Origin of the sequence: Kineococcus rubinsiae (genome assembly GCF_011839805.1) — a bacterium.
Classification (GTDB): Bacteria; Actinomycetota; Actinomycetes; order Actinomycetales; family Kineococcaceae; genus Kineococcus; species Kineococcus rubinsiae.
The window spans coordinates 1-10,901 of record NZ_VWPY01000089.1 but is presented as its reverse complement, the minus strand read 5'-3'; the positions used below and the strand labels follow the sequence as shown (position 1 = coordinate 10,901).

11 protein-coding genes are annotated in these 10,901 nt (G+C 78.3%); 8 read left to right on the top strand and 3 right to left on the bottom strand.

Annotation, left to right across the window (positions count from 1 at the left end; all coding sequences use genetic code 11):
- The coding region (locus tag F1544_RS22395; RefSeq protein ID WP_167588413.1) for a PucR family transcriptional regulator at nt 1-912 on the top strand (912 nt) is incomplete at its 5' end.
- 148 nt (nt 913-1,060) lie between these two features.
- Nucleotides 1,061-1,681, top strand: coding sequence for a DUF2238 domain-containing protein (locus F1544_RS22390; RefSeq protein ID WP_308470275.1), 621 nt, complete (start codon nt 1,061-1,063; stop codon nt 1,679-1,681).
- Here the strand turns inward: F1544_RS22390 and F1544_RS22385 are convergent.
- A complete protein-coding gene (locus F1544_RS22385) occupies nt 1,665-2,885 on the bottom strand; it encodes a cytochrome P450 (protein ID WP_167588411.1) in 1,221 nt (406 codons plus the stop codon). The two genes, F1544_RS22390 and F1544_RS22385, sit on opposite strands and share 17 nt — an antisense overlap.
- 130 nt (nt 2,886-3,015) lie before the next feature.
- Between F1544_RS22385 and F1544_RS25660 the strand changes: the two genes are divergently transcribed.
- Nucleotides 3,016-3,477 (top strand): DUF4383 domain-containing protein, encoded by a 462-nt coding sequence (locus F1544_RS25660; protein ID WP_167588409.1) that lies wholly within the window; start codon nt 3,016-3,018, stop codon nt 3,475-3,477.
- A 6-nt stretch (nt 3,478-3,483) separates the two neighbouring features.
- Here F1544_RS25660 and F1544_RS22375 read toward each other — a convergent pair whose 3' ends face one another.
- Nucleotides 3,484-4,437, bottom strand: coding sequence for an ATP-binding protein (locus F1544_RS22375; RefSeq protein ID WP_167588407.1), 954 nt, complete (start codon nt 4,435-4,437; stop codon nt 3,484-3,486).
- Between the two features lie 139 nt (nt 4,438-4,576).
- Complete coding sequence (locus F1544_RS22370; protein WP_167588406.1) at nt 4,577-5,761, bottom strand: 4-hydroxybenzoate 3-monooxygenase; 1,185 nt, start codon at nt 5,759-5,761, stop codon at nt 4,577-4,579.
- Nucleotides 5,762-5,844: 83 nt separating this feature from the next.
- Between F1544_RS22370 and F1544_RS22365 the strand changes: the two genes are divergently transcribed.
- The 5 genes from F1544_RS22365 (at nt 5,845) to pcaDC (ending at nt 10,831) form a co-directional block, all read left to right on the top strand.
- A complete protein-coding gene (locus F1544_RS22365) occupies nt 5,845-6,600 on the top strand; it encodes an IclR family transcriptional regulator (protein ID WP_167588404.1) in 756 nt (251 codons plus the stop codon).
- 115 nt (nt 6,601-6,715) lie between these two features.
- Nucleotides 6,716-7,600 carry a protocatechuate 3,4-dioxygenase subunit beta gene (pcaH, locus tag F1544_RS22360; protein ID WP_208972429.1) on the top strand — a complete coding sequence of 295 codons (885 nt, stop codon included), beginning with the start codon at nt 6,716-6,718 and terminating at the stop codon, nt 7,598-7,600.
- Nucleotides 7,597-8,235 (top strand): protocatechuate 3,4-dioxygenase subunit alpha, encoded by a 639-nt coding sequence (gene pcaG, locus F1544_RS22355; RefSeq protein WP_167588403.1) that lies wholly within the window; start codon nt 7,597-7,599, stop codon nt 8,233-8,235. The genes pcaH and pcaG overlap by 4 nt, the downstream gene beginning before the upstream one ends.
- The gene (locus tag F1544_RS22350) at nt 8,232-9,644 is read left to right on the top strand and encodes a lyase family protein (RefSeq protein ID WP_167588402.1); all 1,413 of its coding nucleotides are present in this window, start codon (nt 8,232-8,234) and stop codon (nt 9,642-9,644) included. The genes pcaG and F1544_RS22350 overlap by 4 nt, the downstream gene beginning before the upstream one ends.
- Complete coding sequence (gene pcaDC, locus F1544_RS22345) at nt 9,641-10,831, top strand: bifunctional 3-oxoadipate enol-lactonase/4-carboxymuconolactone decarboxylase PcaDC (protein WP_167588401.1); 1,191 nt, start codon at nt 9,641-9,643, stop codon at nt 10,829-10,831. Before F1544_RS22350 ends, pcaDC begins: the two co-directional genes overlap by 4 nt.
- The last annotated feature ends 70 nt before the right edge of the window (nt 10,832-10,901 follow it).

Below are 10,901 nucleotides of genomic sequence, written 5' to 3'. Positions count from 1 at the left end.
GTGCGGACCCGGGGCGGCCCCAGCGCGGGCGCCGACCTCCGCGGCGGGCGCACGCTGCTCGTGCACCCCGTCGGCGCCGCAGGGCGGCCGCAGGAGTTCCTCGTCCTGTCCGTGCCCGCGGACCTGCCGCGCGCGGCCCGCAGCACCACGGCGGCGGCCGTGGCCCTGCTCGGCCTCGTGGCCGACCGCGAGCGCGCCGAGCGCCAGCGCGACCGGCGGCTGCTGGGCTGCGCCGTGGACCTGCTCTGCACGGGCGACACCGCGGCGGCCCGGCAGGTGCTGCACGCCGACGGGACGGGCGCCGTGGTCCCCGACCGGCTGCGCGTGCTGCGCGCCGACGGCGACGGCGTCGACGACGCCCTGGACGCCCTGGGCGCCGTCCCCGGGGCGCTCGCGGCCCGCACGGACCGCCCCGGCGGGGCGCTCGTCGTGGTCTGCGCCGACGCGCCCGCGCCGCTGCGCCGCGTCGAGGAGGCGCTGCTGCGCCACGGCTGCCGCGTCGGCACGGGCAGCCCGGTCCCCGCCGAGGAGGCCGCCGACAGCGACGCCTCGGCGCGCGCCGCGCTGCGCCGCACGAGCGGCGGCGACCCGCACGTGCGCGCCGACGACGCGCACCGGGCGGGCCTCGCCGCCGCGCTCGGGCCGGACGGCGTGCGCTCCTACGCGCGTGACGTCCTCGCCCCGCTGGACGCGCTCGACCCGGCCGAGGCCGAGCGCCTCGTCCGCGCGGGCCGGGCCTTCCTCGAGCACCACGGGCAGCGCCAGCCGACGGCGGACGCGCTGGGCGTGCACCGCAACACCGTGCGGCAGCGCGTCGCCCGCCTCGAGCAGGTGCTGGGCCGGTCGATGGACTCCCCCGCCGACCGCGCCGACCTCTGGGTGGCGCTCACCGCGGGGCCCGCCCCCTCCTGACGCCCCCACCCGACGTCCGCCGGCGGAGCACCCGGCCGCCCCTCCGACGGGCCGTCGGTGGCCGCCGTCCGGGTGGTCGGCGGGGTGGAGTCACGGCAGTCGGGCGAGACCCGCCCGGGGGCGGGCGCGCTGCGGCACACTCGCGGACGTGGACGCCGACGCCCGCCGCGCGGGCCCCGCCGTGGCCCTCACCGTGCTCGCGCTCACCCTCGGGCAGCTGGTGGTGGCGACGGTCGCGAGCGACCTCCCGCAGTTCGAGGGCAAGGGCTTCGCCGCCCGCCTCCTCGCCTACCCGCTGCTGATGCTGGCCGTCCCGCTCGCCTGGGCGCTGAGCGAGCGGCGCCGCCGGGCACGGGGCGCGACCCGGGCCGTGCCCTGGGCGGGGTTCGCGCTGGTGATGCTGCCGTTCCTCGTCGACGTGAGCGGCAACTCCCTCGACCTCTACGACACGCTGCCCTGGTGGGACGACGCCCTGCACGCCGGGAACTGGTTCCTGCTGTGCACGGGCCTCGGCCTGGTGCTGGACGTCGAGGCCCTGCGCCCGCGCTGGTCCGCCGCCGTGGTCGTCGTGGGCGGCGGCGCGCTGCTGGCGCTGCTGTGGGAGGTCGGCGAGTGGTGGAGCTTCATCCGCCACGGCACCGAGCTCGCGACCGCCTACGAGGACACGCTGGGCGACATGGTGCTCGGCACCTCGGGGTCCGCGCTCGCCGTGCTCGCCCTGCGCCTGCTCGCGCGGCGGACGCCGGCCCCCGTCAGCGCGGGCGGATGACGACACCGCTGCGGGGCCGGGTCGGCATGACCGAGTCGTCGCAGCCGAGGTCCTGCGGCGGCAGGTCGTAGGACAGCCGCGCGAGGGTCCGCACGGCCGCGGCGAGCACCGTCAGCGTGACGCCCTCGCCGGGGCAGCGGTGGCCCGTGGCCACGTCGCCGCCGCCCTGCGGCACGAGGGTGTCGGGGTCGCGCGCGCCACGGCCGGGCCACGGCAGGAAGCGGGCGGGGTCGAAGCGGTCCGGGTCCGGCCAGTGCCGGGGGTCGTGGTTCGTGCCGTGCACGTCGAGCACCACGAAGCCGCCGCGCGGCACGTGCACGCCCTCGACGTCCTGGGCGGAGCGCGCGCGGGCCGCGAGGACGGGCACGAACGGGTGCACGCGGCGCACCTCCTGGCAGAAGGCCGCCAGCGCGGAGGCGTCGCCCGCGGCGATCCGCTCGCGCCAGCCGGGCTCCTCGGCGAGCGCGCGCCCGGCGGCGGCCACGAACCAGGCCACCGCCACCGTGGGGCGCAGGACGTTCAGCAGCTCGACGGCCGCCCGCCGCGCCGGCAGGGGGCGGCCCCGCCGGTCGGTCGCGGCGGCCGCGAGCGCCAGGGCGCTGCCCACGGGCGGCTGCACGAGGCCCCGGCGCGTGTCGCGCACGACCGCGGTGGCCCACGCGTCCAGCGCCCGGCGGGCCCGGGCGGCGCGGACCCAGGCCGCCCCGGGCTTGACGAAGCCGTCGACGACGGTCGCGAGCTGCCGCGCGCGGCGCGGGACGTCGGCGGGCGGGCACGGCACGCCCGCCCAGTCCAGGACGGAGCGGGCGAGCACCTGCACGGCCTCGTCGAAGAGGACGACGTCGGGGGTGCCCGGCCCGGCGCTCCAGCCGCGGGTGCGCAGCGCCCACTCGCGCTCGGTGCGCTGCCCGAGCAGCCGCACGCCGGCCGGGTCGAGCGCACGCACGAACAGCGCCTTGCGGTGGTGGTGCTCGGCGTCGTCGAGGCCGTGGACGGCGCCGGGGCCGAACAGGACGAGCTTCACGGGCGGCGGGAAGGCGCCCCGGCGGCGCAGCCGGTCGTCGTAGAAGCGGCGCACGCCCTCCGGGCCGCCCACGAGCGCCGAGCGGCGGCCGAGGAAGCGCAGCGGGGCGGCGAGCCGGCCGGCGCGCACGCGCGGGGCCCACGGGTAGCCCTGCCGGACGAGGTCGACCACGGAGTCCACGGGGCGCGAGTACCCCCTCGCGCGGCCCTCACACACCGTCGGCGCGCGCCGGGGGTTTGCCCTGCGCCGCAGCGGGCAGCGGGAGGTGGACCGTCGCACCCGGACGACGGCGGCAGAGGAAGGGCAGCCCGTGACACCGCGCCTCGTGGACGACCAGATCAAGCAGGACCCGGAGGCGACCGCCGCGCAGTACCTCGCGTGCGTCCTGGGCGTCACCTACCTCGTCGTCGGCCTGGCCGGCTTCGCCCTGACCCAGACGGCGGGGTTCACGGCCCAGGACCCGGAGATGCAGCTGGCCGGGCTGACCGTCAACCCGCTGCACAACGTCGTCCACGCCCTCGTGGGGGCCCTCGGGATCGTCGCGTTCACCCGCAGCCGGCGGGCGCGGCGCTACGGGATCCTCGTGCTCGTCGTGTTCGGGGCGCTCGCGGTGACGGGCTTCCTGAGCGGGCACCCGGGTCCGATGAACGTGAACACCCCGGACAACTGGCTGCACGCGGCCACCGCCGCGCTGGGGCTGGTCATCGCGCTGGTCCCGACCCGGGCGCAGCGCGGGACGTCGCCGCGCGTGGCGGGGTCCGCCCGCCGCTGAGGCCCCTCAGGCCTCGAGCTGGCGGATGATCTCGTCGAGGTAGGTGCGGCGCAGGTCGGCGTGCTCGACGAGGCTGCCGGCCAGCAGCAGCTTGCCGCGCCGCCCGAGCTCGTCGGCGGCGTCCAGCGCCTGCCGGTAGCGCCGGACGGCGCCGCCCTGGTCCGGGCGCAGGCGGACCACGAGGTCCACGCGCCGCTGCCCGTGGCTGGCCGCCTCGACGACCTGGCGGCGCAGCTGCGAGCGCCCGTCGGCGAACTCGGTGACGGCGTCGTCGAGCATCCGGGCCACCGCGACCTCCTCCTCGTCCGCCGGGGTGGTGGGCTCCGCGTCGCCCTGCTCGTGGTGCAGCAGGGCCAGGCGCAGGTCGCGGACGAGGTCCTCCATGCGGGCCTTGGCCTCGAGCATCGCCTGCACCGGCAGGTCGTCGATGACCGCGACGACGGTCTCGTCGGCCGCGGCCGCCGCGTCCAGCGCCGCCCACGCGTCGAGCAGCTCCCCGGGGTCGACGGAGGCGGGCGCCGTGGCCGGCTGGCCCGGGCCGAGCCGGAACCAGATCTCCTTGCCCGGGGGGCGCGGCAGGATCCCCCACTCCACGGCGACCGCGGCGACGAGGCCGAGGCCGCGACCGCTCACGGTGGTGCCGGTCCTCGCGCGCAGGGCCGGGCTCAGGGCGGCGGTCGCCACCGGCGGGCGCGGGTCGCCGTCGCTCACGCCGATGCGGGCCGTCGTCGGCGTCGTCTCGACGCTGACCAGCATGGGGGTGCGGGCGTGCAGGACCACGTTCGCGGTGAGCTCGGAGACCGCGAGCTCGGCGTCGGCGGTGAGCCCGACGAGCCCGCCGGCCTCGAGGTGGGCGGTGACGAAGCGCCGAGCCGCGCGCACGGCCGCCGCGTCCGCGGGCAGCTCGAGGAGGGCGGCGGGCGGCCTCGCGGCCCCCGCCCCCTGGTCCTGGTCAGTCATCGCCCGCCTCTTCGCGCCCCAGCGTTGCCGGGACGGCCCGGCGGCGGGCGGTCCCGGGTCGTCCCCGTTCTCATCGACGGTAACCCATGAGCTACGCAGAGTTGCGAGTTGGGCGGTTGCCGAGGGCATCCACCGGGGCTCAGAGCTCCAGCGGCAGGCCGGCGTAGTTCTCCGCGAGACCCGCCGCGCCCGCGGTGCTGCCCGTGACCCAGCGCAGCTGCGACAGCTGCAGCTGCCGGTCGAAGGGGTCCTCCCCGGTGTGCAGCATCGACGTCATCCACCAGGAGAAGTGGGTGCAGCGCCAGACCCGGCGCAGCGCGCGCTCGGAGTAGGTGTCCGCCGCCCGCGCGTCGCCCCGCGTCAGCAGCGCGACGAGCGCCGGGGCCAGCAGGCCCACGTCCGCGACGGCCAGGTTCAGCCCCTTCGCCCCCGTCGGGGGCACGGTGTGGGCGGCGTCGCCCACCAGGAACAGCCGGCCGTGGCGCATCGGGGTCTGCACGAAGCTGCGCATCGGCAGCACGCTGCGGTCGGTGATCGGGCCCGGCGTGAGCACCCAGCCGTCGTGCCCGTGCCCGAGCCGCTCGGCCAGCGCGTCCCAGATCCGGTCGTCGGACCAGGTGGCGACGTCCGTGCCCGCCGGGACCTGCAGGTAGAAGCGGCTCACGGACGGCGAGCGCAGCGAGTGCATCGCGAAGCCGTCGGGGTGCCAGGCGTAGATCAGCTCCTCCGTCGAGGGCGCGACGTCGGCCATGATCCCGAGCCAGGCGAAGGGGTAGGTGCGCTCCCACGTGGTGCGCACGGCGTCCGGCACGGCCGCCCGGCTGGGGCCGAAGGCCCCGTCGCAGCCCACGACGACGTCGGCGTCGACGCGGCGAGCCACCCCCGCGGCGTCGGTGAACGTGACGTGCGGGTGGTCGGTCTCCAGGTCGTGCAGCGCGACGTCGGCGGCCTCGTAGTGCACCTCCTGCCCCCGGGCCTGCGCGGCGGCGACGAGGTCCTTCTGCACCTCGGTCTGCCCGTACGCCCACACCGAGCGGCCCACGAGGTCGACGAAGTCGAGGTGGTGGCGCTCCCCGGGCCAGTGCAGGTGGATGCCGCGGTGCTCGGCGCCCTCCGCGCGCAGCCGGGCGTCCAGGCCCGCCTCGCGCAGCACCTCCACCGTGGAGTGCTCGAGGATGCCGGCGCGGACGCGGGCCGCGACGTAGGCCTGCGAGCGCGCCTCGACGACCACCGAGTCGACCCCCTGGGCCGCCAGCAGGTGCGACAGGAGCAGGCCCGACGGCCCGGCCCCCACGACGACGACCCGGCTCCGCTGTGAGCTCATGGCCGGATCGTAGGCACAGCCCGGCGGGCGAGCGCCGCGCGGCTTCCGCGCGGTGGAAGGACCGGCGCGGCCATGATGGGCCGATGAGCGAGTCCCGGCCCACCGCGGCGGGCAAGCTGCTGGCCGTCCTGGCCGCCTTCGACGCCGGGCACCCCCGGCTGCGCCTGACCGAGCTCGCCGTCCGCTCGGGGCTGCCGCTCACGACGACGCACCGGATCGTCGCCGAGCTCGCGGGCTGGGGGGCCCTCGCGCGCCGCGGCGACGACAGCTACGTCGTCGGCCGGCGGCTGTGGAACCTCGGGCTCCTGGCCCCCGTGCAGACCGACCTCGGCACGGTGGCGGCGCCCTTCCTGCACGACCTGCACGCCGCGACGAAGGCCACCGTGCACCTGGCGGTCCTCGACGGCCACGAGGCCCTCTACGTCGACCGCGTCTCCGGGCGCCGCTCGCTGCCCGTGGTCAGCGAGGTCGGGGCGCGGCTGCCGCTGCACACCACCGGGGTCGGCAAGGTCCTGCTGGCCCACGCGGGGCCCGCCGTGGTCGAGCGCTGCTTCGCCGACCTCGCCGCCCGCACCGAGTTCTCGGTCACCGACGCCGGCGTGCTGGCGGCCCAGCTCGCGGCCGTGCGCCGGCAGGGCTGGGCGCTGACGGACCAGGAGATGACGGCGGGCACGTCGTCGGTGGCCGTGCCCCTGCGCGACGGCCACGACGAGGTCGTCGCGGCCCTCGGCCTCGTCGTGCCGCCCTTCGAGCTGGGCTCGCCCGCGCAGGCGTCCATGGTCACGGCGCTGCGGGTCACGGCCGCGGGCATCGAGCGCAGCCTGCCGCCCACCCCCTGACGCCTCCCCTCCCCACGACCAGCCCTTCCGCCGGGCGGAAGGCGCGCTGCGCACCGCGCACGGAGGCGTGGTCGCATGGTCCCGTCGCACCGCAGCGACCCGGAGGGAGACCACCATGGGCCTCGAGGCGCACCCCACCTCGCCGACGCTCGCGCGGGAGCGCCCGGCACCGGACGCCGTGCCCGGGACGCCGCTGCCGGCCCTGCGCCGGGGTTCCACCCCGGAGCTGCTGACGCAGGCCGACATCGACGCCGAGATCGCCGCGGAGCACGCCGCCTCGGCCGCCCGGCGCACCGCCGGCCTCGCCGTCCCGGCCACCCGCAACGACTTCGCGCCCTACCGCAGCTCGGTGCTGCGGCACCCGACGAAGGATCCCGTGCAGGCCGACCCCGAGGCCGTGGAGCTGCTGGCGCCCGTCTTCGGCGAGCGCGACGTCCACGCCTCGGAGGCCGACCTCACGCGCACCGGCACGGGCGAGCCGATCGGCGAGCGCCTCGTGGTCACGGGCCGCGTGCTCGACGGCGAGGGGCGCCCGGTCCGCCGCCAGCTCGTGGAGGTCTGGCAGGCCAACGCCGCCGGCCGCTACGCCCACCAGCGCGACCAGCACCCCGCCCCCCTGGACCCGAACTTCACGGGCGTCGGGCGCTGCCTCACCGACGACGACGGCACCTACCGGTTCACGACGATCAAGCCCGGGCCCTACCCGTGGAACAACCACCGCAACGCGTGGCGGCCCGCGCACATCCACTTCTCGCTGTTCGGCACGCAGTTCACGCAGCGGCTCATCACGCAGATGTACTTCCCGGGCGATCCCCTGTTCGCGCTCGACCCGATCTACCAGTCGACGACCGACCCGGTCGACCGGGAGCTGCTCGTGGCGCGCTACGACCACGACGTGACCCAGCACGAGTGGTGCACGGGCTACCGGTGGGACATCGTCCTGACGGGGACCCACCGCACGAGGATGGAAGCCCCCGACCCCGGCGAGGAGCACGCGTGAGCACCGCAGCCGCCCGCCCGACGCCCGCTCGTCCCACCCCGGCTCGTCCCACCCCGGGCCAGACCGTCGGGCCGTTCTTCGGCTACGCCCTGCCCTACCCCGGCGACAGCCACCTCGTCCCGCCCGCCAGCCCCGGGTCGCTCTGGTTGCACGGCCGGGTGCTCGACGGTCTCGGCGCGCCCGTCCCCGACGCCCTGCTGGAGATCTGGCAGGCCGGTCCCGACGGTCAGGTCCCGCGGACCAGCGGTTCCGTCCACCGCGACGGCGCGACGTTCACGGGCTGGGGGCGCTGCGCGACCGACGGCGAGGGCGGGTACGGGTTCTGGACCCGCGAGCCCGGTCCCGTCGGCTCCGCGGCGCGCTTCGTCGCCGTCACGGTGTTCGCGCGCGGGCTGCTGCACCGGCTGCAGACGCGCGCCTACCTCCCGCCGCGCGACGACGCGGAGCAGGCCGCCCTCGAGCGGGACCCGCTGCTGCAGCGGCTGGCGCCGGAGCAGGCGCGCACGCTGCTCGCGTCCCGCGTCGACGAGGGGGCCGTGCGCTTCGACGTCGTCCTGCAGGGCGAGGGCGAGACCGTCTTCCTCGCACCGCCGGCGTCGTCGGCGGCGCAGCCCGAGCGCCCGCCCACCCCGTGACGCAGGACCTGTTCTCCCCCGGCCTGCACCGCGCCGGGGACGCCTTCACCGACCGCGCGCTCGTGCGCGCGGCCGTCGCCGTCGAGGCCGCGTGGCTCGACGTCCTCGCCGCGGCGGGGCTCGCCCCCGCCGGCGGGCCCTGCCTGGCGGGGGCCGCCGAGGACGTCGACACCGCGGCCCTGGCGGTGGGCGCGGAGGACGGTGGCAACCCCGTCCTCGGGCTGCTCGCCGTGCTGCGTCCCGTCGTGGCGCGCGCGGACGGGGACGCGGCCGCCGCGTGGGTGCACCGCGGCCTGACCAGCCAGGACGTCGTCGACACCGCCCTGCAGCTGTGCGCCCGCGACGTCCTCGACGCCCTGGTGGCCGAGCTCGACGCGCAGGCCGACGCGCTCGCCGACCTCGTCAGCACCCACCGCGGCACCCTGGCCGTCGCGCGGACCCTGACCCAGCACGCGCTGCCCACGACCTTCGGCGTCCGCGCGGCGTCCTGGCTGACGTCGGTGCTCGACGCGCGCGAGGCCGTCGCGGCCGTGCGGCCGGTCGCCCAGGTCGGCGGCGCGGTCGGCACCCTGGCCTCGCTCGTGGACCTGCTGCGGCGCCACGGCTCCCCCGACCCGGTGGCCACCGCCACGGCCGCGGCCGGCGACCTCGCCCACCGGCTGGGCCTGACCGCCCGGCCCGCCTGGCACACCAGCCGCCGCCCCGTCACCGCCCTCGGGGACGCGCTCGTCACGGCCACCGACGCCTTCGGCCACGTCGCGGGCGACGTCCTGCTCGGCGCCCGCCCCGAGGTCGGCGAGCTGTCCGAACCGGCCGCGGAGGGCCGCGGCGGCTCCTCGGCCATGCCGCAGAAGCGCAACCCGGTCCTCTCCGTCCTCGTCCTGCGCACGGCGGCCGCCGCCCCCGGCCTCGCCGCCGAGCTGCACCGCGCCGCCGCGAGCACCGCCGAGGAGCGGCCCGCCGGCGCCTGGCACGGGGAGTGGGCGCCCCTGGCGCAGCTGGCCCGCTCGGCGCTCGCGGCGGCCCGGCAGCTCACCGAGGTCCTCACCGGGCTCGAGGTCCACCCCGCCGCGATGGCCCGCACGCTCGAGGGCGCCCTGCCGGGCGTGCTGGCCGAGCGCATCGTGCCCGCGCTGGCCGGGCTGCCCACCGCCGACGGCCCGCTGGGGTCCGCCGCCGCGCGCCGCCTCGCCGCGAGCACCACCGTCGCGGAGCTGCGGGCCGCCGTCGCCGCCGCCACCACGACGGACCCGGCCGAGCTGGAGCGCCTGCTCGACGACCTCACCGACCCCCGCGCGCACCTCGGCACCGCCGACGCCGTCGTGGACGCCGTCCTCGCCCGCGCCGCCGCCCGACCCGCCGCCCGACCCGTCGCCCCCCACCCCCCGAGCACCGGAGGACCCGCGTGAGCGTCCTGGACGACACCCGCCTCGGCCCCCCCGGCGGCGCCGACCTCCCCCTGCTCGTGGTCGGCCCGTCGCTCGGCACGACGAGCCGGTCGCTGTGGTCGTCCGTGGCCGAGCGGCTGGGCGGGGCCGCCGTCGTCGTCGGCTGGGACCTGCCCGGCCACGGCGCCAGCGCGCCGGCCGCGGGCCCGCTCACGGCGAGCGACCTCGCCGGGCGCATCGCGGGCCTCGGCGCCGCGGTGCAGGCCGAGCGCGGCCGCTCAGGGCAGCCCTTCGCCTACGCGGGCGGCTCCCTCGGCGGCGCCCTGGGCCTGCAGCTCGCGCTGGACCACCCCGCGGCCGTCACCGCCGTCGGCGTCGTCTGCTCCGCCGCCCGGATCGGCACCGCCGCGTCCTGGCACGAGCGCGCCGCCACCGTGCGCGCGCAAGGGATGACCCCCGTCGTCGAGGCCACCCCGGCGCGCTGGTTCGCCCCCGGCTTCGCCGCCGCGCACCCCGGCGCCGCGCAGCCCCTGCTCGACGACCTCGCGGCCGCCGACCCGGAGTCCTACGCCGCCTGCTGCGAGCTGCTGGCCGGCTTCGACGTCCGCGACGCGCTCGCCCGGATCGGCGTGCCCGTCCTCGCGGTCGGAGGGGCGCAGGACCCGGTCGTGCCCGCCGCCGACCTCCTGGCCCTCGGCGCCGCGCCGGGCGCGCTGGCGACGCTGGTGCCCGGGGCCGCCCACCAGCTGCCCGTCGAGGACCCCGCCGCGCTGGCCGACCTCCTGCGCCGGCACGTGCTGGGGGCGCCCGCGGCCCGGCGCCGCACGCTCGGCGAGCAGTACGCGGCCGGGATGGCCGTGCGCCGCGAGGTGCTGGGCGCCGAGCACGTCGACCGGGCCACCCTCGGCCGCGACGACGTCACCGGCGACTTCCAGGAGATGATCACGCGCGGCGCGTGGGGCGAGGTCTGGACGCGGCCCGGGCTGACGCGCCGCGAGCGGTCGATGATCACGCTGACGGCGCTCATCGCGCGCGGCCACCACGAGGAGCTCGTCCTGCACCTGCGCGCCGCGGCCCGCAACGGCCTCACGCAGGCGGAGATCACCGAGGTGCTGCTGCAGTCGGCGGTCTACTGCGGAGTACCCGACGCGAACACGGCGTTCCGCCTCTACCGGGAGGTCCTCGCGGCCGACGCCGCCGACGACTGACCCCCGCTGCCCCACCACCGGAGGACCCCGATGCCGACCGCCTACCTCTACGACGCCGTGCGCACGCCCT

Coding starts and splice junctions, on each gene's coding strand:
- F1544_RS22375 (WP_167588407.1), bottom strand. CDS start 4,437: ATGACTGACCAGGACCAGGGGGCGGGGGCCGCGAGGCCGCCCGCCGCC.
- F1544_RS22370 (WP_167588406.1), bottom strand. CDS start 5,761: ATGAGCTCACAGCGGAGCCGGGTCGTCGTCGTGGGGGCCGGGCCGTCG.
- F1544_RS22365 (WP_167588404.1), top strand. CDS start 5,845: ATGAGCGAGTCCCGGCCCACCGCGGCGGGCAAGCTGCTGGCCGTCCTG.
- pcaH (WP_208972429.1), top strand. CDS start 6,716: ATGGGCCTCGAGGCGCACCCCACCTCGCCGACGCTCGCGCGGGAGCGC.